The organism is Caulobacter sp. GW822-FHT01G02 (assembly GCF_058802865.1).
Genome location: NZ_JBXAON010000007.1, coordinates 74,496 through 98,202 on the forward strand (window position 1 = coordinate 74,496; position 23,707 = coordinate 98,202).

Consider the following 23,707-nt stretch of genomic DNA (forward strand, 5'->3'; position numbering starts at 1 on the left):
CCTTGTTCATGGGGTCGTTCTTGGATTCGGCGCGCCCGTCGTCCGAACCAGCGCCACCCAGGCGCGCGCCCGGTCGGCGGCGGCGGCGGCGGCGCTGTCCTGGGCCTGGTTGTATTGGCGGCGGGAGGCTTCCAGCTCCACCTGGGCGATGGCGCCGATGCGCCAGCGGGCCGCGTTGGCCTCCAGCGCGAAGGTGGCCGCCCCCAGGGCGTCGTGCGAGGTTTCGATCCGCTCCAGCGCCGACTGCTGGGCGGTTAGCGCGTCCTCGACGTCCCGCGCTAGCGTCCTGACCGTGAGGTCCAGATGCGCTGCCGCCTCCCGGTAGCGGGCCTGCGCGCCGCGCACCCTGGCCGCCCCGGCGCCGCCGTCCAGCAGCGGACCGGCCAGGTTCAGGCCCGTCGCCCCCGCGCCATAGGACCTGGTGGCGCCCAGCGCCCGGATCCACTGACCGCTCAGCGTCGCGGCCAGATCGACGCGCGGCAGCCTTTCGGCGCGCGCCACGGCGATCTCCGACCATCGCGCAGCGACCTCGCGCTCGGCCGCGACGACCGTGGGATGGCTGAGCAGCACGGTCGCGGGCAGCGCCGGGGTGAAGGGCGGCGGCGCGGCGATGGGCTCGCCGGTCGCCAGCAGGCTCCTGACCTCGGAGCCCTCCAGCCCGCTCAGCGCCGCCAGCGCGTTGACCAGCCGGCGGCACGCTTCATCCTGGGCGATGCGATCGGTGCGCGCGGCGGCCAGGTCGCCCAGCGCGGTCGCCAGCGTCACCGGCGGGGCGCTGCCGGCCGCCAGGCGCGCGCGCGTGACCGCCAGCTCGGCCTGCCGGGAGGCGATGTCGAGGTCGCGCAGAGTCGTCCTGGCGTCGCAGGCTCGAAGCGCCAGCGTGGCGTCGACGATCTCGCCGACGACCGACAGCCGCGCGGCGTCCGCTTCGGCGGCGCTGGCTGTAAGGCGATAGCGGGCGGCGGTGGCGCCCTCGCGCACTCGGCCCCACAGATCCAGTTCCCAGGCCAGGCCGACGCCGACCGACGCCGTGCTCTGGCTGGTCGTCGCCTCGCCGCCCCCGGCGCGATCCCGCGCCCGCTGTGCGCCGGCGTTGGCGGAAAGCGTGGGTCCCCGCGCCGCGTCCTGGATCGACAGGGCCGCCCGCGCCTGATCCAGGCGAGCGGCGGCCTCGGCCAGGGTGGGACCGCCATCCAGGCCGGCGGCGACCAGCCGATCGACAGCCCGGTCGTTCAGCATCGTCCACCAGCCGTCTCCGGCCGGGGTCGCGGGGGACGGCGGCGTGTTACTCCAGGCCTCGGTGACCTTGATCACCGGGCGCTGGTAGTCCGGCTGCAGGACGCAGCCGCCCAGCGCGACCAGGGGCGTCAGCGCCAGGCCGCAAGCAAGTCTTTTCATGTCGGGATCAATCCGGGCGATGCGCGGCGGCCTGCCGGCCGCCCTCGTTCGGCGCTTCAGGGCTTGGGGGCTTTGGCGGACGTCTCGTCTTCGGGCGGCCGGCCGGCGCCGGTCACGGACGGGGTATACAGCCCCGTGCCGAAGCCCATGATCATCCCACCCACGGCGCGGGCGCCGATGCGCGGCCCGAAGCGGGCGCAGGGGTCGGGCTTGGGAACCGCGTGTTTCTTGCTCGCCTTGGCGGCGAAGGCCTTGCCAGCGGCGTCGGCGAACTTCTCCGACAGCTGCAGGGCGTCGCCGACCGGCGACAACGAGGGATCCATGTTGCTGATCCCCTCGGTCGACTTCGCCCAGGTGATCACGGCCGCCTGGCGACCGTCGGGCGCGACGAGTTCGGCCTCGGCGACCAGTCCGCCGGATATTCCCGGGGGCCTGACCTTCAGGATCGGCACCGGAATGAAGAAGCTGGCGGCGGCTGTGGCGGCGGATCCGCCGGGGTTGGTGGGGGCGATGTGGGCGACGGCGGCGCGTACGCGCGCGGCGCCCTCTTCCGGCTGCGGAGCGATCTCGAACCGACGGCTAAGCTTATAGCAGAGCTGCCGATCGACCTCCTGGCGCACCATCGCCTGATCCGACGGCTTAATCGGCGTCCGGGCGTTGAGCCGCAGGACCGTCGGCTCGATATAGACCCGCCGGATCGCCTCCGAAGCGGCCTCATCGCGCCGCTTGCCGGGCTTGGCCTCGGCCAGCCCGCTGTAGCTCGAAAGATAGCCGGAACGCTCGGTCGGCATCGACTGACAGGCGGCGAGCGCCGAGACCGCGCCGAGCATGGCGATCCTGACGGTGAGGACAATAGCGCGGTCCGCGGGGCGGCGAGCCGGGTGGAGGATGGTCATTCATCGGTCTCCAGGTGACGACGCGCGCACCCTGGAAACCGAAACTTCCGCCAACCTTTCAGAGCCTGACGATGGCGCTAGCCGATCGCCATCGCCCTCTTGGCTATATGATCACGGCCATGTAGCCGAGCCCCCGCAAGGCGCGGATCGACACGTTCGCCCCCAGGTCCGACAGTTTGCGGCGCACCCTGTGGACGTGAACCTGGATGGAGTTTTCCGTGTAGTCCTGCTCCAGGGAATGCAGGCTCTCGCCCAGCTGCGCCTTGGTGATCACCCGCTCGGGCGATCGCAGGAAGCGCTCCAGGACGATGCTCTCGCCCCGCGACAGGCTCGTGCGCCCCTCGCCCACGGCCAGCTCGCGGGCGGCGGCGTCGTAGACGACGTCGCCATAGCGGATGACCGACTCGGCCAGGGGCGACGGCCGCCGCCTCAGGGCCCGCAGCCGCGCCACCAGTTCCTCGATCGCGAACGGTTTGACCAGATAGTCGTCGGCCCCGGCGTCGAGGCCGCGCACCCGCTCGCCGACGCTGCCTAACGCCGTCAGCAGCAGGACCGGCGTCGACAGCCCCGCGGCCCGCGCGCTGGCCAACAGGTCCAGGCCGCTCTCGCGGGCCAGCATGATGTCCAGGATAACGACGTCATAGGGTGCGACCCGCCAGGCGTGCCAGCCGTCCTCGCGCGTCTCGAAGAGGTCGACCGCGAAACCGATCTTGGCGAGAGACTTCAGGGTCGCCTCGCCCAGCTTGGTGTTGTCCTCGATGAAGAGCACTCTCATGGACGGGTGTTCCGGCCGCCGAGACCGCGCCGGGAGAAGTCGAGGACGAAGCGCGCCCCGGCCTCCCCCGGGTCCAGCCGCGCCTCGCCGCCGTGCAGCGTCATGATCCGGCTGACGACCGAGAGGCCCAGGCCCGCGCCGGCCCCACGCGGATCGGCCTTGCTGAACCGCTGGAACAGGCGATCGCGGAAATCGGAGGGCACGCCGGGCCCGTCGTCGCTGACCGTCAGGCGGCCGAAGACGTCGATCGTGACGAGAATCTCGCTGCCTCGCGGCGTATGTCGCACGGCGTTGTCGAGCAGATTGCGCAAGGCGACCTCGACCAGGCCCGGCGCGCCGCGGCACTCCCAATGGTCGGGAGCACTGTCGAAGGCGATCGTGCGGCCGCTCGCCACGATGGCGCCGGCCATGTCCCGCGTGAACTCGCGCGCCGTCTCGACCAGGTCAAAGGAGACACTGGCCGGCGCGTCGCCGTCGGCCTCGGCCAGCGTCAGCAACTGGGCGATCAAGCGCGACAGACGGTCGAACTCCTCCATGGCCTCCCGGCGCTCGCTCGGTTCCAGCAGACTCTCGACCTGCGCCCGCAGCGTCGCCAGGGGCGTCCGCAGTTCATGCGCGGCGTTGGCGGAGAAGTCACGCTGAGCCCGCAGGCCCGCCTCAAGGCGATCAAGCGCGGCGTTGAAGGCCATGACCAGCGGCGCGATCTCGCGCGGTGTCGCCTCCAGCGGCAGCCGCTGGCTGACGGTGGCCGGCCCGATCTCGCCGGCGCGCTCGGAAATCCGCCTCAGCGGTCTCAGGCCCAGATGGAGCGCCGCGAAGACGCCCGCCATCATCATCGCCATCAGGGTAAGAATCCAGGGCAGGTTGTCGCTGATCTCGGTCGCCAGGTGAGCAAGGTCCACGCGCTTGGCATCGGCCATGGCGGCCTTGCTCGGGTCGAACAGCTGCACGACCATGAAGACCACGACCGTGACCAGCACCACCGATTGAAACAGCACCCAGATCAGGGAACGGCCGCTTTCCCGGGTCGAGCTGTGCTTGGTCGGTGGGCGGTCGAGCATAGGAATAGTCTCCTTGCGGCGCGGAACGGCGGGGTTTCCGCCTCGCCCACCTGGCGCGCAAACCTTCCACGAACCTTTCTCGGCGATCCAGGGGGACCATGAAGATGGTCTAGCAACCCTGTCTTGCAGACCTCTTCCGAGGCCTCCGGTGGGGGAACGCCACGGAAGACTTTACGGCCTCGCCTATCGGCGACCGATCCGCCCGGCCAACAGCAGGCCGAAGGCCAGCGCCACGAGAACCAGCGCCAGGACGATCATTCAGCCGCCCACCGCCGCGCGAGGCAGCTTCGCGCCAAGAGGTCGTGATCGTCAAAAGGTCGCATGCGAGTCTTCCTTGGACGGCGTTGTCGGGAACGCCGGCGTGAGATGTCGCCCCAAGGCTTTCACGAGCCTTTCAGTCGGAAAGAAGAGCTACGCCGCAGCCTTGAACGATGCTTCCTGGCTGTCTCCGGCGCTAACGGCGTGATTGTCGTCTACTGAGGCTGTGTGAAAAACAGCCGCGCTGAAAATTCTGCAGGCATTTTCTTTCGCCTGTGGATGAATTTTCATCCGATCCCGAAAGGTTCGTCCATAGGCAGATATGCGCCATTTGCCGCCGTTGGCGCACCTCCAGGAATGCGACGTTCGGGACCACCGCTCGCGCCCCTCCGGCACACTGTAGTTCGCTCGCTCCGCGCTTTTCGCGCGCGTTGTCCGAATTGCGAAATCGATTGTCCGTCCCGACACGCGCCAGATCGCAAGGCGCCCTGTATGAGACCCACCAATTGTTAATGCGAGTTATTCGCATAGATTCGCAAAGGGGTCTCAATGTTCGGGACAAAAGACGGGGTCCGAAATCGTTCGAGTTGGTCGCGAGACGATCATGGCGGACGTGGGCGGGCAATCGCCCGGGGGGTGGGCTCTCTCATCGCATGCGCGATCGTCAGTGCGAATGGCGCGGCCCAGGCGCAAGCGGTTAGTCCGCTGGATGAACAACAAAGCACCTCGCGACGAGACGGTCCGGATACGGTCACGGGCGTCTCCGAAATCATCATTACCGGCGTCCAGGAGGGCGAGACCACCGAACGCACCGGCTCCTATACGACGCGTTCAACCGGCGCCGCGCTCGGCCTGCCGCTCCGACTGAGACAAATTCCGCAGGCGGTTACGGTCATCACCAGCCAGAATATGGAGGACCAGAACCTCACGAGTCTGGACTCCGTGCTGCAAAGCGCGGCCGGCGTGACCCGGAATTTCATTGATTCCGAACGGGTCAACTACTCGTCGCGCGGATTTGCCGTCGACAACATCATGTATGACGGCGTGGTGAGCTCGCTCGATAACGGCATCGGGTTCATCGACACCGCTCTTTATGATCGCGTCGAGGTCGTGAGAGGCGCAACCGGCCTCCTCACGGGCGCGGGCAATCCGTCCGCGTCGATCAATCTGATCCGCAAGCGTCCAAAGAACGATTTCGCCATAGGCGCATCGGCGCTGGCGGGATCCTGGGAAAACTATCGCGGCACGCTCGACGTCTCCACGCCGCTCACCGGCGACGGCCGCATCCGCGCGCGGCTCATCGGCGTCTATCAGGATCAGGACTCCTATCTCGATTTCTACCAGCAGAAGAAGGCCATCGGCTACGGGGTGATCGAAGCTGATCTGACCGACCACACGATCCTGACCGCGGGCTTCGAATATCAGCACAACAAGCCCAAGGGCTCGACCTGGGGCGCCGCCCCGCTTTTCTACAGCGACGGCGCCTTGACGACGGATCTGCGTCGTTCAGCGAGCCTGTCGCCGCCATGGACCTATTATGAGGTCGAATCCAAGACGGCGTTCGTCAACCTGTCCCACGAGTTCGCCAATGGCTGGAAGTTCAAGAGCGCGCTGACCCACTCGCAACTGAACCATGACGGGGAGTTGTTCGCGCTGGCGGGGATCGATCCCGCCAATCCCAGAAGGTCTATCGGCTTCTATCCGGATCGGCAGACGGGTTTCTCCAGCGTCCCGGTGATGGGCGCCGGCACGAAATTCAGCGGCAAGACGAGCCAGGATACGCTGGACGTGCAAACGAACGGGCCGGTCGAACTTTTCGGCAAGCGGCACGAGCTGATTGTCGGCACGACGCTGTCGCGAACGAAACAGGACACGCCAGGATCTCGCCTTGCGACCAACCTGTATTTTCCCTTCTCGGCGACGCCCGCGCCGTCAATCGACCAGGTGGGCGCGATTCCTCGCTTCGACTTCGAGAACAACTCGATGCCCTGGTCCATGGACTCGAATGTCAGGACCAGAAGATATGGGGTCTACGCGGCGACCCGCCTCTCGCCCACGGATGACCTCAAGATCATCCTCGGCGGCCGTTTCAATCGGTTTGAGCTGAATGACGATGAGGTCGGTTCCGCAAGCGTCAGGTATCGGCAAAACAGGTTCACGCCCTATGTCGGCGCGACCTATGACCTGACTAAAAATGTCACGCTGTTCGCGAGCTATACCGAGATATTCAAGCCGCAGCCGGAGCGGCGGGACCGTAACGGCGACATCCTGGACCCCACCAGAGGCAATAGTCGAGAAGCCGGCGTCAAAGGCGAGTTCTTCGGTGGCAAACTGAACACCTCCCTGACCCTGTTCGACACTCGGCTGGACAAACTGGCGCAGCAGGATGTCGGGTTCTTCGATCCGACCAATCCGCTGAACACCGCCTATGTCGCGGTCGACGGAACCAAGACTAGAGGCTTCGAGCTGGAAGCGAACGGCGAAATTCTGCCGGGCTGGAACGTGTCAGGCGGCTTCAGCTGGCTGAAAAGCGAAACCCCCGACGGCGCGCGCCTCAATCCGCAAGAACCTCGCCGGACGCTCAAGCTCTTTACGAGCTATAACCTGCCGGGAGCCTTGGACCGGCTGACGATTGGCGGCGGTGTCCACTGGCAAAGCGACATTCAGTTCACGGGGATCAACCGGCCGAATGGTCAGGGCGGGCTCCAGCGGGGCGTAACCGTCGTCCAAGGAAGCTACGTGCTGGTCAATGTCCTGGCGCGCTATGCGCTGAGCGATCGTGTGTCTGCTTCGGTGAACGTCAACAACCTGCTCGACAAGCGTTATTGGATGCGGGCCGGCTTCTACGACACCGCGGCCGTGGGAGCGCCGCGAAACGCCATGCTGACGCTGAACTTCCGGTACTGAGGCCCGCACCCGCATGGCGTCTTCACGGGAACCTTCGAGTGGAGACGCCATGCGCTTTTGCGTTGACGCCTGTGCGCCAAGTCAGGCCAAGCCGGCGTGCTCTAATCGCCGCCCTCCCCTTCCAGGCCAGAGAAATAGCGGGCGGGAGACGCCCCTACCATCTTCCTGAACATGGTCACGAAACTGCTCGTACTTTCGTAGCCGAGATCGAAGGCGATAGACTTGATGCTGCATCCATCGGCCATCCATTGCATGGCGCGGGCCACGTGAAACTGGCGGCGCCACTGTCCGAGGCTCATCCCGATTTCCCGGTTGAGCCTCCGGGCCAAGGTGCGCTCGGTCATGGACATCCGCGCCGCCCACTGCGCCACCGAAGCCTTGCGCGACGGGTCCGACATGATGAGATCGGTCAATCGCCGCAACTCGGGATCGGCGGGTAGCGGCAAACGCAGATGCTCCCGGCGCGCCGCGCCGAGTTCGTCGAGAACGACCGGCAGCAGGCGCGCTTCGGCCCCGTCCATCGGATAGAGCGCTGGGAACGAAGCGACACGAAACAGCAACTCTCGCAACAGAGGCGAGACCTTGACGGCGCAGCAGCTTTCGCCTGGGCGAGGATCAAGCTTTGGATCGACGAACAACGCGTAGGACTCGATCCGGCCGAACGCCCAGGATCGGTGAGGGACGTTCGACGGAAGCCAAATTGCGCACTTGGGGGGAATGGTCCAGATCTGGCCGTCCGCCTCGCAGTTGAGCACGCCCTTCGCCGTATAGATCAGCGCGCATTCTGGGTGCCGATGCTCGTGAAGCTCGAAGCCGTCGGTCATGGAGTCGACGCAGGCCGCCAGCAGCGGGCGCCGCGTGGCGTTCACATTCATAGTCTGGACGGATGGCGCGCGGACTGGAGGCATGGTGCGGCATCGGTCACAGGGTCGCCCCCCCGGCTGGGCATTTCCCGGGCGTGATCGAGCGCGGCGGAAATGGTCCGATAAAAGAGGAAGAGGTCGGCCGCGGCGAGCGCGCAAGCCGAGGCGTCGAGCAACCGATCGAGCGACGGCGCGAGCTTGAGCGGCCAGTGAAGGGCGCCGCGCAGAGCCGCTGAGCGCTGGCGACGCGCGAGTTCGCCCAGAAGGAGGATCTCGCCCGACGAGACGAAGGGGGAGCCGATGTCGTGAAGACGCGCCGCGGGCAACATCTGCGGCAAGAGGGCGACGACAGCGGCCAGCGCCGATATCCCCTCCTTATCCATGCCGGCGCCGCGTAGCAGTTCCTCGCCCGCGAAGGGCCCAGGCGCCGGCGCCGCCAGCAGGCGCATCGCCTTGATGATCAGACGCTCGTGCCAGTGGCGCGCCCTCATGCTGGTCGGCTTGGCGTGCATCACTGTCGTTAACCCCAATAGCGGAGCGAAACGTGGGTCGAAGCAACTCGGCTCATGACATCCTGTCCTGTTAGGCGCCGAAAGGCTTCGGCAGCACATGCAACTCAGTCGCAGCGAAGACTTAGGCCAGGCCCTGCCTTTGAGCATCCGCCTCGCCCGTCAGCTTCTTTTGCAATCCCGCCAATTTGGGCCGCTCAGGCTCCAATCCTCTTCGTCGCGCGAAGCCATGGCGGGCTTGGCGGCATCTCGAAACTCTTTGGCGGACTCGCGCAACGCGCTCGCCGGCGAGCCGCTCTATCACCTTGTTGCAATCAATTCGCGTTTTCAAAACTGAGGGTACGGAGATTTCCCGATCGAGCAGACAGCGGGGGCCTTTGGGATGGCGGCGTGCGTTGCGTCGGTCCTGATGCTGCGGACAGCATGGCGAGGCGCGGGAACGCGGCGCAAACTTTGGGCGGCGGCCGGTTGGCTGATGCTGATCCCGGCCGTTGCTCTTTATGCCTTCTGGCTCGGGATGGTCGTCGGCCTGGTCGCGGCTCTGCTCGCCTTCAGCCTGTGCGCGATGACCGTCGTCAAACTCGGCGAGGAGCGCCGGCCGGCCCGACGATCGGCGCTACGCGCCATTGACGAAAAGCCGCTCGAGCCCGACGAGCGGCCCCGGATTCGCTGGCGGGGCTGGGCAAGAGGCGCGGCGGCGCTCCTTCTCACCGCGATCACCGCCAACGCGATCGGCGCGGCGGTGGCCGGCGTCGCGCCTGGCGCGCGGCTCGACCGCTTCGCCGCCGCCGTCATCCTCGTACCGCTGCTCTGGGCATGTCTCGTCATCTGGATGTTGAGTGACCGCGTCATGCTGCGCCCAGTCCTCGGCATGACCGGGGCGTCCGCGATCGCCGGCGCCGCCATTGCCTGGATCTTGCTAGCATGAACAATCGCCTCCGCCCCGCCACGCGCAAACCGCTGATTTCCAACAGCTGGGTCAGCGCCGTGCTGGCGGGTCATTCCGCACTGGGCCTCGCGCTCAGCGCCGCCATTTACCTGATTTGCCTGACTGGAAGCGTCGTCGTCTTCGTGCAGGAGCTGCAACGCTGGGAACAGCCCGCAGCCCCCCGGGTGGTCGCCGTCACACCCGGCGCGATTGATCTGGGCATTGCAATGCTCCGCGAGAAAGCGCCCAAGGAAGCGGCGCCATCGATTTCGGCGACCCTCCCCTCCCCCTCCAATCCGCATCTTCTGCTCTCGGCGAGAGGTCGTGAGGGCGCGGGTGGCGGGAGCTGGTACGCTGACGCTTCCGGTCACCCCGCCATGAAGGTGCGCCACGATGTCAGCGACTTTCTCGTGGGGCTGCATGTCGACCTTCATCTCCCGTTCGGCATCGGCACGGTGATCGTGGCGCTGGCGGGGATGGCTTTGCTGGCGCTGGTGATCTCCGGCGTTCTTGCCCACCCGCGCATCATAAAAGATGCTTTCCGGCTTCGCAGCGGCGGGTCTGAACGGTTGGGTCAGGCTGACCTCCATAACCGCATCGGCGTCTGGGGCTTGCCTTTCCACTTCATCATCGCCTTCACCGCCGCCTTCCTGGGCGTCTTCATCATCGTTTTCGGCAGTGTCGCTGCGACCACGTACAAAGGCGACATGGCCAAGGCCTTCACCGATATCGCGGGTCCTTCCGCACGTTCGGCGGCTCACGCGCCTCATAACGATCAGGTTCCATCCGTCGCGCCATTCATCGCCGCGGCGACCGCCGCCGCCCCAGGCCTCACGCTCCAGTCGGTCGACATCCAGCAGCCGGGCGCCAAGGGCCAGTTGATCGGGATCGGCCTGCGCGACCCGCGCAGCCTTGTTCTTAGCGAGCGCGTCGTCTTCGATAGCCAGGGTCGAAAGGTCTTCGCGTCCGACGTCGCCAAACGGTCACTCGGCCAGCAGATGATCTTCGCCATTCAGCCGCTCCACTTCGGCTGGTTCGGCGGGATCTTCGTCAAGCTTGCCTACGGCGTCCTTGGCCTGTCGATGTGCGTCGTCACGGCAAGCGGTTTTCGGATCTGGTTGGCGCGTCGGCGCGACAAGGGCCGCCCCGCGCCGGTCATGGAGCGGCTGTGGACAGCCACGATCTGGGGGCAACCGTTAGCCCTCGTGCTCGCCGCGGTCCCGTCGCTGGCGACGGACGCGAAGGCCGCGCCGCTGCTCGGCTGGACCGCGGGCACGATAGCAGCCTACGCATTGGCCTGTTTGCCCTCGATGCAGGCGCGCCTGGGGGGCGGCTTGCGCGCGGCGACGGCGGTGGCGCTGGCGGGACTGGCGCTCGTCCATGCCGCGATCAGCGCGGCGGGCGGCCTTCCCGCCATCGACCCGATGAGCTGGGCGGTCGACGCCACGCTGCTCCTAACAGCCTTCTTCGTCGCCCGGCCGATGCTGAAGCTTCGCCGTTCCCCCCGCGCCGTGGCGATGGCGGAGCGCGATCAGGCGCCTGTGGCTCTGCCGGATTGAGCGATATCGCCAAAAAGTTTCGCGATTCCGCCACCCAATTGAGAATTACTCGCACCTTGGAAGCTTTGCTGGCAGATTGAAGGCTGCCCCTGGGGAGCAGAGCGATGCAAAGCGACGACTACGAAATTTTCGAGCCCGAGGAGATTCCCCGGCCTGTTTCGGCGGTGGGGATGGAGCTTTTCACGGAAGGTTTCGAGCAACCGCCGCATCACCATCGCAAAGCGCAACTCATCCTGGCGGTCCGTGGCCTGATCACGTGCGAAGTGGCGCACGGTCTGTGGATGGTCCCACGGCAATGCGCGCTGTGGATCCCCGGCGACATGGAGCATAGCGTGCGCTGCGCCGGCGACCTCGAGGTCTACACGCTCTTCATCGATCCCGAACTTGCCCGCAATCTGCCCGCGGCGTGCAGCACCTTCTCGACCGGGCCGCTGCTGCGCGAGCTGCTGATCGCCGTGTCCCGCCTCCCGTCCCTCTATGATGTCGACGGCGCTGACGGTCGTCTTGTTCAGACCATGCTCGACCAGCTCGAGCGCGCGCCTATGGGAACGCTCCATCTGCCCATGCCGGCCGACCCGCGGTTGCGAACCATCGCCAAGACCCTATCGTCCGATCCCGCCAATCGTACGACCATCGGGGAATGGGCCCGGATCGTCGCCATGAGCGAGCGCAGCCTGTTCAGGCTCATCATGAGCCAGACCGGCATGAGCTTTGGGCGGTGGCGCCAGCAGTTCCAGGTGATGTTCGCGATCGAGCGTCTGACCGAAGGCGCGCCCGTGCAGACCGTCTCGTTCGATCTCGGTTACGAAAGCGCCAGCGCTTTCATCACGATGTTCAAGAAGGTCATGGGACAGCCGCCGGGGCAGTTCCTGGCCGCGCGGCGGAGCGCGGCGCCCACGGCGACGCCGCAACAGAGCAAGCCCAAAATCATATCCACGATGATGGAGGCTCAGAGAGCGCTGGGGCTTTGATGCGCGGCCTTGCTTGATCCGGCCGACGGACCGCCAGGCGCCCGCACGGATCTAGAAGATTGGCAGTTTCGATAAATCATCTGCCCGAGCGGCCAAATCCAAAATGACATCAAGAGCCTAGGAAGGCTCGGAATGATGAACTTGTTGGATTCAGGCCATGCTGGTGGACGACACGCAGTTTCCGATAGTGCGGATGCACTATAATCGCACCGATGACCGAGGCGATGACGTCAGCTTCAAGATTTTCGAAGATCTTCTGGAGCGTAAGACGCCCTTCGTCTTGATCGGTCTCGGCGCGGAACCTGAACAGGTTCAGTCGGCCGAGGAACGAAAGCGGGTGACGCTGTGGATGAAGCGCAACCGCCAGACGCTCCACACCTATGTCCGGGCGATGGTCTATGTCGAGCCGAGCCCGGCGAAGCGCTTCCTCGCCAAGACCTCGGCGCCCGTCTTCCAAAAGTTCTGGGGCTATCCGATCCTGGTCTCCGCTTCCGAAGCGGAAGCCGAAGACATCGCCGCACGGCTGCTCGCGGGCGAACAGGCCGCTCAAATTGAGGCGGAACAGGCCGATGCGTAGGCGCGTGCTCTGGACGGCGCTCGGCCTGATGGCGCCGCTGGTCGGCGGCTGCGCGATTCTGCCGAAACAAGGCGCGACGCCGGCGATGCGGCCGGTAAGCGCCCTTGCAAGCGCCGCCAGTCTGGCGGCGCCTGAGACATCCTGGCCGTCGGATCGTTGGTGGGAAGGCTTCGGCGACCCGCAACTCACGGCGCTGATCGAAGAAGGCCTGTCGGCCGCGACCGATCTGCGCGTCGCCCAGGCGCGGTTCGAACGGGCCGAGGCGCTGGTGCGGCAAGCACGCAGCCGACTGCTGCCATCGATCCAGGCCAATGGGGAGATCGGCGGGACCAAGCAGAGCTACAACTATCTCATCCCACGCGGGCTCGCGCCCGGAGGCTGGCAAGACTATGGCCAGACGACGGCGCGGCTGGATTGGGAGCTGGATTTCTGGGGGCGGAACCGGGCCGCACTGGCTGCGGCGCGTTCGGACGCCGCGGCGGCCCAGGCCGAGGCGGCGGCGACCCGCCTGATCTTATCGGCCGGTATCGCGCAAGCCTATGCCGATCTGGCCGATCTCTTCGCGCAAGCCGATGCCGCGCAGCGCGCCGTCGAGGTGCGGCGACGCACTGTCGAACTGATGGATGGGCGACGGGCGCAGGGGCTTGAAAACGCCGGCGCCGTCGAGCGGGCGCGTTCGGCGCTCGCCGCCTCCCAGGGAGAGCTTGCCGCGCTTAATGAAACCGTCTCGCTTACGCGCAATCGGATCGCCGCGCTGCTCGGTGCGGGGCCCGATAGAGGCCTTTCCATCGAGCGGCCGACCGCGCGCGCGGCGGAGGACTTCGGTCTCCCCGCCAACTTGCCGGCCGACCTTATCGGGCGCCGTCCCGACGTGATCGCCGCGCGGCTGAGGGCGCAGGCGGCCGCAAGCCGGATCAAGCAGGCGCGCACCGCTTTCTATCCGAACGTCAACCTTGCCGGGCTGATCGGGTTTCAGTCGATCGGCATTGGCGATCTCGTCAAGTCGGGCTCGACCTTCGGCACCGCCGGACCGGCCGTCAGCCTGCCGATCTTCGACGGGGGACGACTGACCGGCGCTTATCGCGCCGCTGAAGCCGACTATCGCGGCGCCGTCGCCGAATATGACGGCGCGCTCGCCCAGGCCCTGCGCGAGGTCGCCGACGCCGCCGCCAGCGAACGGGCGCTCGCCGAACGCATCGGCAGGGCCGATGAAGCCGAGCGCGCCGCGGCGGCGGCCTGGACAGTCGCCAACAATCGCTACCAGGGCGGGCTTGCCACGTCTCTCGATGTGCTCGTGGCCGAAGACGCCCTGATCGATGCGCGGCGCAACCTCGCCACGCTCCGCAATCGCAAATTCGTCCTCAATGTCGGCCTTATCCGCGCGCTCGGCGGCGGCTTCCGTTCCTGAAGGATCTCCAGATGTCCACTCAAAACCTGGCGGCCGCTCCCTTGGCCGCCGAAGCCCCGACTGCCTCCGCTGTAAAAGCCAAGCGCCGAAATTTGTTCGCGATTTTCGCGATGGTGGTGGTTGGCCTCGCCATTCTCTATTGGGCCTACGTCCATTTTATCGCCTCGCGACGGGTCTCGACCGACAACGCCTATGTCGGCGCCAATGTCGCCCAGGTGACGCCGCTGATCGGCGGTCCGGTGCGCGAGGTGCTGGTCGACGACGCACAGCGTGTGAAGCGCGGCGACATCCTTGTGCGGCTCGACGACACGGACGCCCGCCTCGCGCTGGCCCGCGCCGAAGCCGAGCTTTCACTGACTGAACGCCGGGTTCGCGGGCTCCTCGCGACCGATAGCGGCCTTGGCGCCCAGGTGACGGCGCGCGTCGCCGATCAGGCCCGCGCCGAAGCGCGGCTCGTCGCGGCGCGCGCCGATCTCGCCAAGGCCAAGATCGATCTTGACCGTCGCGAAGCGCTCGCGGCGTCGGGTTCCGTCTCCGGCGATGAACTGACCATCGCGCGCAACGCCTACAGCACGGCGACCGCGAACCTGAAGGTCGCACAGGCCGAGAACGCCCAGGCGCAGGCCAACCAGACCTCGGCGGTGGGCAGCCGCGACGCCAATCGCGCCCTGATCGCAGGCGCCGCCCCCGAAGCCAATCCGGAAGTCCTGGCCGCGCGCGCCGCGCGCGATCAGGCGCGGGTGGACCTTGATCGCACGGTGGTGCGCGCGCCGGTCGACGGCGTTGTTTCCCGTCGCCAGGTCCAGGTCGGACAGCGTGTCCCGGCGGGCGCGTCGATGATGATGGTGGTGCCTGTCCAGGCCGCGTTCGTCGACGCCAACTTCAAGGAAGGCCAGCTGGCCCGCGTCAAGCCGGGACAGCGCGTCACCCTCACCTCCGATCTCTACGGCGAGGGTGTTGAGTATCACGGCCGCGTCATCGGCTTCTCGGGCGGCACCGGCGCCGCCTTCGCAGTGGTTCCCGCCCAGAACGCCACGGGCAACTGGATCAAGGTGGTTCAGCGCCTGCCCGTGCGGATCGCGCTCGACCCGAAGGAACTGGCCGAACATCCGCTGCGGGTTGGACTGTCGATGAACGCCACCGTGGATCTCTCGAACTAAGCGGAACCCGGATATGACGGACACTGCTGCCACGCCGGCCATGGCGAAGCCGCTCACCGGCGCGACCCTTATTTTCGCGGCGTTGCTGATTGGCCTTGGCAATTTCATCGTCGTTCTCGACTCGAGCATCGCGAACGTGTCCATCCCGCATATTGCCGGTTCGCTCGGCGTGTCGGTGACGGAGGCGACCAGAGTCATCACCTTCTATGCCGTCGCCGACGCCATAACCGTACCGCTGGCGGGTTGGCTGGCCCGGCGCTTCGGCGAACAGAGGATGTTCATTTCGGCCTTTATCGCCTTTGGCGCTATTTCGTTGCTGTGCGGCCTGTCACGCTCGATCGAGATGCTGATCGCGGGCCGGATCCTGCTGGGTCTTGCCGGCGGAATGATGCGACCTCTCTCGCTGACACTGCTGCTGCGCGTCTTTCCCTCGGAGAAAGCGACGCTCGCGACGATCATCTGGGCGATGACCACCACGGTCGCGCCCATTGCCGGGCCCATCCTGGGTGGCGTGATCTCCGACAACGCCGGCTGGGCGTGGATATTTTTTATCAACGTCCCATTGGCCGCCTTTGGCGCGGCGAGCCTGTTATATCTGCTGCGTGGGCGACGCGAGGAAACAGCCCGATCGCCGATCGACGTGGTCGGACTAGCCCTTCTCGTCACGTGGGTTACCTCCCTCCAACTTTTGCTCGACGAGGGGCGTAATCTCGATTGGTTCGCAGCGACCGAAATCCGCGTGCTGGCCGTTGTTGCAGCCATCGGCTTCATCGCGTTCCTGATCTGGGAGCTGACCGAAAAACACCCCATTGTTAACCTGCGGGTGTTTCGGCACCGCGGCTTCGTCGTAGCGTCGGTCACCTATGCCATGAGCTTTGGCGCCTTCTTCGCGACCATCGTCCTTATCCCGCTGTGGCTGCAGCAGAACATGGGCTACACCGCGACCTGGGCCGGCTATGCCACCGGAATAATGGGCATCTTCGCGGTGTTCGCTTCACCGATCATCGGCGCTGCTTCGGCAAAAATCGACCCGCGCTTGATCATCTCGACCGGCATAGGAGGGCTGGCGCTCATCTCGGTTTGGCGCATCGGCTTCACGCCCGATATGACTTTTCTGCAGATGGCCTGGCCGATGCTGCTGACAGGCCCGTTCCTGATGATGTTGTTCATTCCTATCACCGGCTTGTGTATCGCCAGCGTCGATCCCAACGAACAGGCCGACGCCGCCGGCATCTCCAATTTTCTGCGCACGCTCGCCACCGCCTTCGCCGCGTCTCTGGTGCAGACGGGTTGGATCAACGCCGCCCGAGTCAACCAGTCCGGATTGGTTGGCGCGATGCAGCAGGGGCCCTCCACGATCGAGGCGATGGTTGCGTCTGGCCTGTCGCGCGACACGGCGACCGCCTTGCTGACCAATGTCGTCGAAAGCCAGAGCGTGATGCTCGCCACGCTCAACATGTTCGCCGTGGTGGCGTTGTGCCTTGCCTTCACCGGGGCGTTGATCTGGCTGGCGCCTAAGCCGAAAGGTCCGATCAATACGAGCGGCGGTCATTGAAGCGGAGGGTGGTAGGAGACGGCGCCGACGCCTCGGTCGACATCGTCGCTTATGACGTCATGAAGGCGCCTCATGTCAGTTAGCTTCCCACCCCCGCCAACCGCACCGAAGGTCGTGCCTTCGGCCGGGTCGCGCCAGGAGCCGACGTTGGCTCACCTCCAGGAAGCGGACCTTGTGCATCACCCAGTCACAAACTCGCTTTAGCGCCCAACGGACTTGAAGCGCCGGGACGCGATATAGTCGAGCAGCGGGGCCGGTTCGTCGGTCTGGAAGATCGAGATCCCCTCCGAGATCTGCCGCCCCCAGATCCCGTCCGGCGTCCGCAACGCGTCGAGATCGCCACCGTAACCCACCACGCCGATCACCCCCACGGAGGTCAGGACGTTGTTCCACAGGCGTACGCCAGCCTGGCGGGCGGAGGCGCGCACGGCTTGGAACTCCTCGGGCCGCAGGAAGATCATCTCCACCGCCGGGATCCTGTGGGTAGCCGAAGCCTGGCGGGCGACGATCGCGCCGACGTCTGTCGCCTTGCCCATCGGCGACGACCGGAGCATGGGCATGAACGGCAGATCGTTGAACGGCGCCTGGTCGGCCATCGGCGGCGCTTCCGGACCGGCGTCGGCCTTGATCAGCATCTCGTCGGCGACGCCGGCCTTGACCACGGCCGCGGCGACCTCGGCCTGGATCGGCTCCTTGATGTCGAGGTTCAGCATCATCCGGCCCTTGGCCCGGGCCAGGAACTCGTCGAGCGTTGACGGCGCCTCGTCGGTCAGCATCGGCGACATCGACCCGCCGAAATTCTGGCGCAGCCGCAGGCGCTTGAACTCGGCCGCGGTCATGTCGGCCAGACGCCCGGTTCCGTTGGTGGTCCGGTCGACCGTCGCATCGTGAAGGATCACCAGCACCCCGTCCTTGGTGCGGCGCACGTCAACCTCGACCATGTCCACGCCCAGCGCGATGCAGCGTTCCAGCGCCTGCAGCGAGTTCTCCGGGGTCGGGTCGAAAAGGCCCCGCGAGGGCGCCGGGTTGTGGCAGCCGCGGTGGGCGACGACGAAGACGCCGCCGTTCAGGTCGCGCAGCTTGCGCAAGGCCTCGGCCGAGTTCGCGCGCGGCGACGCGGCGACGGGCGACGCCGCCAGAAGAAGGGTCACGGCGACGACGAGACCTTGGGCGTGAATACGCATGCGGAACACTCTCCGGGACGGGGATCGACAATGGTCGGGAAGGCGCGGAGCGACGCCAGGGGATGGAAGCGCCGCTCCGCGAGGGCGCGCGACCAGGGCCGCGCGCCCCGTTCGGACTAGAAGCGCGGCGTGAAGCGCACGCCCAGCCAGTAGACGGTGGGCACCGAATAGGTGTCCTTCAAAAGGTTCTTGTCCGGCCCGTAGAAGCTGGTCAGGCGCGTATGGGTCAGGTTGCTGGCCTGGCCGTAGACCGTGAAGCCGGGACGCACCTCATAGCTGGCCTGAAGGTCGACCTGGTCGCGCGCGGCCCAGTAGAGGTCCTGCCAGGCGATGTCCGGGGTTATCGAGCGCAGCGCCTTGCCCTGGTGGTTGTAGGCCGCCCGCACTTCCAGACCTGCGTGGCTGTAGAAGATGGTGGCGTTGCGGGTCTGGTCCGGCTGGCCGGTCAGGCGGTCCAGGGTGCGGGAGGCGCCGTTGCCGCGCAGCACCTTCAGTTCGCCGTCCAGCTGGCTCCAGTTGCCGCTGACGCCGAAGTCCTTAAGCCAGGGGTGGACCCACTCCAGCGAGTTGACGATGACATTGGCCTCGACGCCGCGGATCGAGGCCTTGCTGGCGTTGAGGGGCCGGGTGACCACCGCGTTGACATAGGTGACACCGTCATAGGTGAAGCCCTGCGAGGACGCGTTGAAGATCTCGTCCTTGATGTCCTTGTCGAACACCGCCAGCGAGACCAGGCCGCCGTAACGGTTGGACAGACGCCAGTCGACGGCGAGGTCGAGATTGGTCGACAGGCGCGGCTTGATGTCCGGGTTGCCGACCGTGACGCTGACGCCGGTGGCGTTCGGATTACCCTTGTCGCTGACCTGCGTGAAGTTGATCGCGGTGCGGGCCGCGTAGCTGTCATAGCTGGGGCGGCCGATCGTCTGACTGGCGCCGAAGCGGATGTCGAGGCTGGGCGTGACGTCGTAGGTGATCAGACCCGACGGCAGCAGGAAGTCGTAAGATGACTTGGTCGGCAGCTTGGTCCACACATTGGCCACCCGGGCGCGGCCGGTGGTGTCCTGCCGGGTCGAGTCCTCGTGCAGGCCGAACTGCGCGCGCAGCTTGTCGCTGGCGTAGGCCACGACGCCGTAGGCGCCCAGGGTCCGCTCGCGGTGTTCGAAATTGTCCTGATTGCTGAAGCCGCTCTGGTCGGTGCGGTTGAGGCCGCCGGCGGCGCGGGCGGCTTCCCACTGCGCGGAGGCCTTGACCGGGTCCAGGGTCAAAAGGAACAGGCCATCGGAGTAGCGCATCGGCGCGCCGGCCGGGCCGGCCGCCGTCGCCAGCGTAAATGGCGTCGCGCTGGTGTTGGGGGCGTACTCGACCCGGTAGACATTGTATTCGGGCGTATCCTGCGTGTAGCTGGCGCCGGCCGAGAAACCCCAGCCGCGAGCGTCGCGTCCGATGTTCTTCCGCCAGTCGACCCGGCCGCTATAGATGTTGTCGCTGGCCGAGCGCTTGTAGTCGGGACGATAGTAGAAGGCCTTGTAGGCCGACAGGTCGTAGAACGCCGCCGGGTTCATGTTGAACCGCTGATTGAAACGGCTGGTGTCGTAGGTAAAGGCGTAGGCCGCGGTGGGAACGACGCTGGCGCCCGTGCTCGTGCCCGGCGCGCCATAGGCGGCGTTCGTGATATATTTGATCATCGTTATCGGCTCGCGATAGGTCGCGCGCGAGATCGAGCCGCGAGCGGTCAGGACCTGGTCGTCGGCGATCTTCCAGTCCAGCCCGGCCTGGATCAGTTGCGTGTTGGTGATGATGTTGGCGTGTTCGAAGCCGACCTCGACGTCGCCCTTGGCGTACTGGCCGCTGGTGGCGGTCTGGTTCAGGACCGTTCCGCGCTGATTGGAGTCCATCAGCAGCTCATTGCGCTCCATGGTGTCCTGGAAGCGGTAGAGGCCGCCGGTGATGAAACCGTAGAGCGCCTCGGTGAAGTTGGCCTCGCCCTTCAGGGTCAGGCCGTAGCGGGCGCGGCGATCCTGGACATACCAGTACTTGTCCTGCTGCGGCACGGCGAAGCCGTTACCAAGGTTCTCACCGCTCTGAAGGACGCCCGCGTCGTTGTAGAAGCCCGCATGGACCGTGTCGGTGGTCATATGCGTTTCGGTGAAGGTGTCCAGCTTCTGATAGTTGGCCGAGGCCGTCAGACCGTACTTGGCGTCCGGACCGAAGGTGAAGCTGCCCGTGGTCTGGACGCGTCCGCCGATCGGCGACTGCTTGCGCGGCTGGCCCTGGTCGTTGGCGCCGCCGCCGGCGATCTCGAACGTGAAGAACGGCTTGCCGCCGCCGGCGAAGGCGCTGCGGGTGCGCAGGTCGATCGCGCCGCCCACGGCGTTGGGGTCGAGGTCGGCGGTGAAGGTCTTGGTCACCGCCAGCTCGCTGATCATCGAAGAGGGCAGGATGTCGAGGCGCACGCCCCGGCCGATCGAGCCCAGATTGCCGTTCGGCGTGCCGGGCGAGGCGATCGGAGAACCGTCGATCGTGACGTTGTTATAGGCCGGGCCCAGGCCCCGGATCACCGGCGTCGCCGCTTCGTCGCGCGGATGCTCGTTGTCCGTCGCCGGCAGGACCGAAAGGCCCGGCACGCGGCGCAGCGCCTCGACGATCGTCAGGTCCGGCAGGGCCTGGACCTCATTGGAGCTGACGACGTCGACGACGCCCGCCGCCTTCAGCTTGCTGTCGATCGCCTTGAGGTTGGCGCGGCGGATGCCGGTAACGACGATCGCGTCGACCGCAGCGGCGGGATCGTCTTGCGTTTGCGCCAAGGCGGGCGCCGCGGCGGTTAGAAGCGTGCAAAGCGCCACGCTGTGGATGAGATGCTTTTTCATGGCCCGACCCCGATATTTCATGCGCTGGACGGCGCTACGGGGGGCCGAGTAAGAGGGGCCGGCGACACATTTATTTATTTCTTTGGAAATAAATCGGATCAGTCGTTGGAGCCCGGACGGCCGATCTCGTGGATCGGCAACAGCGCCGCGCCGATCGACACCGCGCTGCTGCCCAATGTCGAAGCCTTGACCAGCGGAGGCGGCAGATGCGGCGGATCTTCCGGCGTCATGAAGGCGCGCGTTGAGCGCTCAAGACGCCGCGCCAGGCCGTCCAGAACCGAAAGTGGCAGGGCGCCGGAGATCACCACGGCTCCGGGGTCCATCCACACCAGACCCGCATTGACCACCAACTCCAGCTGCGCCGCCGACCGGTCGATCCATGTGGCGATCACCTCGGGATGGGTCCGCAGGCAGTCCTCGACCTCCAACAAGGACGAGACCTCCGCCCCGGCCGCGCGCAGCGTGGCCAGCAGGTCAATGCCCGAGGGGCGAGGCCGCCCTCCCCCGGGATAGAGCCGCCCGACCTCGCCGGCATTGCCGTACTCGCCGACAAACATCTCGCGGCCGGCGATGACCCCGCCGCCCACGCCATGCCCGATGAACAGCACCAGCGCCGAGTTGCAGACCCGGATCAGGCGACCCGTGTAGTATTCCGCCAGGGCCGCGGCGCTGGAGTCGTTTTGCAGCCAGACCGGCAGGCCGAGACGGTCGCCGAGAAAGGCGGCGAGGTCCAGATCGCGCCATCCCCGCAGCCAGTCGACGGCCCACCAGTGGTTCGGGCGACCGACGATCGCCGGCCCCGGAATACCGATCCCCAAACCCAGGAACCGTGATCGCAGCATGTTGTGGTTCACCGCCAGACCCCGCAGTCGGCGCCCCACGGCTTCGGCGAAATCGGCCGGATCGTCGCTCTCGATCGGCTCGATATCGCGTGCGATGACCTCCCCGGAGAAATTGACCAGGGAAAGCTCCAGCCAGCCGGGATGAACCGTGGCGCCGGCGGCGTAACCCGCGCGATCCGAAATCGTCAGCGGCACGGTGGGCCGCCCCCGGGCCGTGCGCTCGCTCTGATCCTGCTCTTGAACGACGCCGAGCGCGATCAACTCCCGGCTAAGGCGGGTGAGCGCGCCGTTGTGGATCCCTAGATCGCGCGCGAGCTCCGTGCGCGACGCCGGACCGCCGGTCCTCAGCCTCCAGACGATGCGCTTCTGGTCCTCCGAGAGATGGATGGCGGGCGAAGGGCGCATGAGCATTTCAGATCCGGCGGACGGGCTTCCGCACATATTTCTTTTGCGTGAACTATTAAACGCGCACTGGCGTGCGGCCCCGCCGCATCGGCGCGATCAGCGCGATGAAACAGACGCCCCCCAGCGTCATCACCACGCCCAGACCCAGCGACGTCGTCCACTGACCCGCCCGGAATCCGTCCAGCGCCAGCCCCACCGCGCCCCCGAACACCGCCGACGCCAACTTCAGCGTGGCGGTGAGCAGGGCGAACGCGGTCAGGTCGGTGCGTTCGCCGGTGAGACGCGCATGGTCGCGGATCGCCGCGCTCATGCCGCGCCAGAAGAGCGTGGTGGTCGCGCCCAGGCTGACGCCGTACGCGCAACAGGCGACCAAGGCGGCTAGGCCCGACCGGGGATCGACCAAAAACCCAGCGCCGGCGGTGATCCCCAGCGCCGTGAAGGCCCGCGCCGCCCAAGGTCCGCCCAAGTCGCCGCGCAGGCGGCCGATGACGATCGGGCCGATCAGGGTTCCCAGCACCATGGCGAACAGCAAGGACGCGCCAGTATGATCGCTTCCGCTGCTCCGTTCGACGAAGGTCACCATGCGGGCCGTCATGTTGAAGGGCCCGGAATGGAACGCTGCGGCCAACAGCAGGCGCCCCGCCCCGACCGGCAGCCGCAGGCCGCCCGCGGCCGGTTGCGGGTCAACCGCGCGCACCGGACCGGCCCAAGCCAGAATCCAGCTCGCCGTCGCGACGATCGACATCGCGATCACGCTCGCCAGCAGGACCTCTCGCCCGGCTGGCGCGCTCTTGTCTATGATCAGAAATGAGAGCGCCGCCACGCAAAGTCTGGCGACGGCGCTGAGCGTCTGGCGCACCACCACGTACCGGTGGGCGTCGGCCCCGTCGCTGGGCAGCAGCGACACCAGCGCGTTCTGGGCGACATCGTAGACCGCGTAGGCCGTGCGCAGCAGGCCTAGCGCGACGATGAGATAGGCGAACGGCGGCAAGGCACCGTGAACCGGGCTGAAGACGATGATCAGCGTCGTCGCCGTGGCCAGGCCGGCGGTGAACTGGATCAGCAGGATCCGCCGGCGGCTGCCCTCGGCCCGTCGCAACAGGAAGGCGACGCCGATGTCCAGCACCGCGCCATAGGCCATCGAGAAGAACAACAGCAGGCCCGTCTCGGCCGCCGACAGTCCGAGCCGCATGTTGGCGTAGTAGGCCAGCAGCAGGTCGGTGAAGGTCCAAGCTAGACTCTTGGCGAAATGGCCCGCGCCATAGGCCCCCCGCAGCAGGGCCGCGTTCGCGGGACCATTCGCTCGAAGGGGCTTCTGGATCGACGCCATGCCGCGTCTATGGCGCGCGACAGAAACGGTTCGATGACAGAAGATCGGCTGCGCCCAGCACAAACTGGCGGCCGGTCCGCGCCATGTGTGGATGTCGGCAACCTTCCAGAAACGCGACGTGCAATAGAGGCGCCTCGTGCTCGGACCGCGCTGAGGCCGGTGAGCCGTTGCACCGGGTCGATTTGCTGGGACACCCCAGCACGTCGTCGACCTAGACCCCAAAGCAGACCCGCCTTCGGCAATGGGGCGGTGCA

Annotated in this window: 19 protein-coding genes; 9 read left to right on the plus strand and 10 right to left on the minus strand. The window is 66.6% G+C overall.

From position 1 onward, the window contains the following. Window positions 1-6: 6 nt before the first annotated feature. From AC1RNC_RS19905 to AC1RNC_RS19920, 4 genes are all read right to left on the minus strand, one after another. Entirely contained in the window at window positions 7-1,398 is a 1,392-nt protein-coding gene (locus tag AC1RNC_RS19905; protein ID WP_492888021.1) for an efflux transporter outer membrane subunit, read from the minus strand. Window positions 1,399-1,454: 56 nt separating this feature from the next. Then, on the minus strand, window positions 1,455-2,294 hold the full coding sequence (locus AC1RNC_RS19910; protein WP_492888022.1) for a DUF3313 family protein: 840 nt from the start codon (window positions 2,292-2,294) through the stop codon (window positions 1,455-1,457). A 103-nt stretch (window positions 2,295-2,397) separates the two neighbouring features. Continuing rightward, window positions 2,398-3,069 (minus strand): response regulator transcription factor, encoded by a 672-nt coding sequence (locus AC1RNC_RS19915; protein ID WP_492888023.1) that lies wholly within the window; start codon window positions 3,067-3,069, stop codon window positions 2,398-2,400. Next, window positions 3,066-4,130 carry an ATP-binding protein gene (locus AC1RNC_RS19920; RefSeq protein WP_492888024.1) on the minus strand — a complete coding sequence of 355 codons (1,065 nt, stop codon included), beginning with the start codon at window positions 4,128-4,130 and terminating at the stop codon, window positions 3,066-3,068. Before AC1RNC_RS19920 ends, AC1RNC_RS19915 begins: the two co-directional genes overlap by 4 nt. An 894-nt stretch (window positions 4,131-5,024) precedes the next feature. Here AC1RNC_RS19920 and AC1RNC_RS19925 point away from each other — a divergent pair. Then, entirely contained in the window at window positions 5,025-7,295 is a 2,271-nt protein-coding gene (locus tag AC1RNC_RS19925) for a TonB-dependent siderophore receptor (protein ID WP_492888025.1), read from the plus strand. Between the two features lie 101 nt (window positions 7,296-7,396). Here AC1RNC_RS19925 and AC1RNC_RS19930 read toward each other — a convergent pair whose 3' ends face one another. Further along, on the minus strand, window positions 7,397-8,119 hold the full coding sequence (locus tag AC1RNC_RS19930) for an AraC family transcriptional regulator (protein WP_492888026.1): 723 nt from the start codon (window positions 8,117-8,119) through the stop codon (window positions 7,397-7,399). 47 nt (window positions 8,120-8,166) lie between these two features. Continuing rightward, complete coding sequence (locus AC1RNC_RS19935; protein WP_492888027.1) at window positions 8,167-8,670, minus strand: hypothetical protein; 504 nt, start codon at window positions 8,668-8,670, stop codon at window positions 8,167-8,169. 97 nt (window positions 8,671-8,767) lie between these two features. On the opposite strand from AC1RNC_RS19935, the gene AC1RNC_RS19940 reads away from it, so the two are divergent. The 8 genes from AC1RNC_RS19940 (at window position 8,768) to AC1RNC_RS19975 (ending at window position 16,825) form a co-directional block, all read left to right on the plus strand. After that, window positions 8,768-9,004, plus strand: a complete 237-nt coding sequence (locus tag AC1RNC_RS19940) for a hypothetical protein (RefSeq protein ID WP_492888028.1) — start codon at window positions 8,768-8,770, stop codon at window positions 9,002-9,004. A gap of 138 nt (window positions 9,005-9,142) precedes the next feature. Then, complete coding sequence (locus tag AC1RNC_RS19945; protein ID WP_492888029.1) at window positions 9,143-9,595, plus strand: hypothetical protein; 453 nt, start codon at window positions 9,143-9,145, stop codon at window positions 9,593-9,595. Further along, on the plus strand, window positions 9,592-11,154 hold the full coding sequence (locus AC1RNC_RS19950) for a PepSY-associated TM helix domain-containing protein (protein ID WP_492888030.1): 1,563 nt from the start codon (window positions 9,592-9,594) through the stop codon (window positions 11,152-11,154). Before AC1RNC_RS19945 ends, AC1RNC_RS19950 begins: the two co-directional genes overlap by 4 nt. A gap of 104 nt (window positions 11,155-11,258) precedes the next feature. Beyond that, window positions 11,259-12,125, plus strand: a complete 867-nt coding sequence (locus tag AC1RNC_RS19955; protein WP_492888031.1) for an AraC family transcriptional regulator — start codon at window positions 11,259-11,261, stop codon at window positions 12,123-12,125. A gap of 157 nt (window positions 12,126-12,282) precedes the next feature. Then, window positions 12,283-12,702, plus strand: coding sequence for a hypothetical protein (locus AC1RNC_RS19960; protein WP_492888032.1), 420 nt, complete (start codon window positions 12,283-12,285; stop codon window positions 12,700-12,702). Next, window positions 12,695-14,110 (plus strand): efflux transporter outer membrane subunit, encoded by a 1,416-nt coding sequence (locus tag AC1RNC_RS19965; RefSeq protein WP_492888033.1) that lies wholly within the window; start codon window positions 12,695-12,697, stop codon window positions 14,108-14,110. The genes AC1RNC_RS19960 and AC1RNC_RS19965 overlap by 8 nt, the downstream gene beginning before the upstream one ends. Before the next feature lie 41 nt (window positions 14,111-14,151). Beyond that, a complete protein-coding gene (locus AC1RNC_RS19970) occupies window positions 14,152-15,270 on the plus strand; it encodes an HlyD family secretion protein (protein ID WP_492888034.1) in 1,119 nt (372 codons plus the stop codon). 13 nt (window positions 15,271-15,283) lie between these two features. Next, window positions 15,284-16,825 carry a DHA2 family efflux MFS transporter permease subunit gene (locus tag AC1RNC_RS19975; protein WP_492888035.1) on the plus strand — a complete coding sequence of 514 codons (1,542 nt, stop codon included), beginning with the start codon at window positions 15,284-15,286 and terminating at the stop codon, window positions 16,823-16,825. Between the two features lie 200 nt (window positions 16,826-17,025). Here the strand turns inward: AC1RNC_RS19975 and AC1RNC_RS19980 are convergent, their stop codons facing one another. From AC1RNC_RS19980 to AC1RNC_RS19995, 4 genes are all read right to left on the minus strand, one after another. Next, window positions 17,026-18,009: a glycerophosphodiester phosphodiesterase family protein gene (locus AC1RNC_RS19980; RefSeq protein WP_492888036.1), complete on the minus strand. Its 984-nt coding sequence runs from the start codon at window positions 18,007-18,009 to the stop codon at window positions 17,026-17,028. A 116-nt stretch (window positions 18,010-18,125) separates the two neighbouring features. After that, complete coding sequence (locus tag AC1RNC_RS19985) at window positions 18,126-20,876, minus strand: TonB-dependent receptor (protein WP_492888037.1); 2,751 nt, start codon at window positions 20,874-20,876, stop codon at window positions 18,126-18,128. Window positions 20,877-20,974: 98 nt separating this feature from the next. After that, window positions 20,975-22,123 (minus strand): ROK family protein, encoded by a 1,149-nt coding sequence (locus tag AC1RNC_RS19990; RefSeq protein WP_492888038.1) that lies wholly within the window; start codon window positions 22,121-22,123, stop codon window positions 20,975-20,977. 55 nt (window positions 22,124-22,178) lie between these two features. Continuing rightward, window positions 22,179-23,453: an MFS transporter gene (locus AC1RNC_RS19995; RefSeq protein WP_492888039.1), complete on the minus strand. Its 1,275-nt coding sequence runs from the start codon at window positions 23,451-23,453 to the stop codon at window positions 22,179-22,181. Window positions 23,454-23,707: the final 254 nt, after the last annotated feature.

What these genes read in the sequence shown, in the direction of transcription:
- AC1RNC_RS19905 (WP_492888021.1), bottom strand. Translation starts at nt 1,398, where the DNA reads ATGAAAAGACTTGCTTGCGGCCTGGCGCTGACGCCCCTGGTCGCGCTG.
- AC1RNC_RS19910 (WP_492888022.1), bottom strand. Translation starts at nt 2,294, where the DNA reads ATGACCATCCTCCACCCGGCTCGCCGCCCCGCGGACCGCGCTATTGTC.
- AC1RNC_RS19915 (WP_492888023.1), bottom strand. Translation starts at nt 3,069, where the DNA reads ATGAGAGTGCTCTTCATCGAGGACAACACCAAGCTGGGCGAGGCGACC.
- AC1RNC_RS19920 (WP_492888024.1), bottom strand. Translation starts at nt 4,130, where the DNA reads ATGCTCGACCGCCCACCGACCAAGCACAGCTCGACCCGGGAAAGCGGC.
- AC1RNC_RS19930 (WP_492888026.1), bottom strand. Translation starts at nt 8,119, where the DNA reads ATGACCGACGGCTTCGAGCTTCACGAGCATCGGCACCCAGAATGCGCG.
- AC1RNC_RS19935 (WP_492888027.1), bottom strand. Translation starts at nt 8,670, where the DNA reads ATGCACGCCAAGCCGACCAGCATGAGGGCGCGCCACTGGCACGAGCGT.
- AC1RNC_RS19940 (WP_492888028.1), top strand. Translation starts at nt 8,768, where the DNA reads ATGCAACTCAGTCGCAGCGAAGACTTAGGCCAGGCCCTGCCTTTGAGC.
- AC1RNC_RS19945 (WP_492888029.1), top strand. Translation starts at nt 9,143, where the DNA reads ATGCTGATCCCGGCCGTTGCTCTTTATGCCTTCTGGCTCGGGATGGTC.
- AC1RNC_RS19950 (WP_492888030.1), top strand. Translation starts at nt 9,592, where the DNA reads ATGAACAATCGCCTCCGCCCCGCCACGCGCAAACCGCTGATTTCCAAC.
- AC1RNC_RS19955 (WP_492888031.1), top strand. Translation starts at nt 11,259, where the DNA reads ATGCAAAGCGACGACTACGAAATTTTCGAGCCCGAGGAGATTCCCCGG.
- AC1RNC_RS19960 (WP_492888032.1), top strand. Translation starts at nt 12,283, where the DNA reads ATGCTGGTGGACGACACGCAGTTTCCGATAGTGCGGATGCACTATAAT.
- AC1RNC_RS19965 (WP_492888033.1), top strand. Translation starts at nt 12,695, where the DNA reads ATGCGTAGGCGCGTGCTCTGGACGGCGCTCGGCCTGATGGCGCCGCTG.
- AC1RNC_RS19975 (WP_492888035.1), top strand. Translation starts at nt 15,284, where the DNA reads ATGACGGACACTGCTGCCACGCCGGCCATGGCGAAGCCGCTCACCGGC.
- AC1RNC_RS19980 (WP_492888036.1), bottom strand. Translation starts at nt 18,009, where the DNA reads ATGCGTATTCACGCCCAAGGTCTCGTCGTCGCCGTGACCCTTCTTCTG.
- AC1RNC_RS19985 (WP_492888037.1), bottom strand. Translation starts at nt 20,876, where the DNA reads ATGAAAAAGCATCTCATCCACAGCGTGGCGCTTTGCACGCTTCTAACC.
- AC1RNC_RS19990 (WP_492888038.1), bottom strand. Translation starts at nt 22,123, where the DNA reads ATGCGCCCTTCGCCCGCCATCCATCTCTCGGAGGACCAGAAGCGCATC.
- AC1RNC_RS19995 (WP_492888039.1), bottom strand. Translation starts at nt 23,453, where the DNA reads ATGGCGTCGATCCAGAAGCCCCTTCGAGCGAATGGTCCCGCGAACGCG.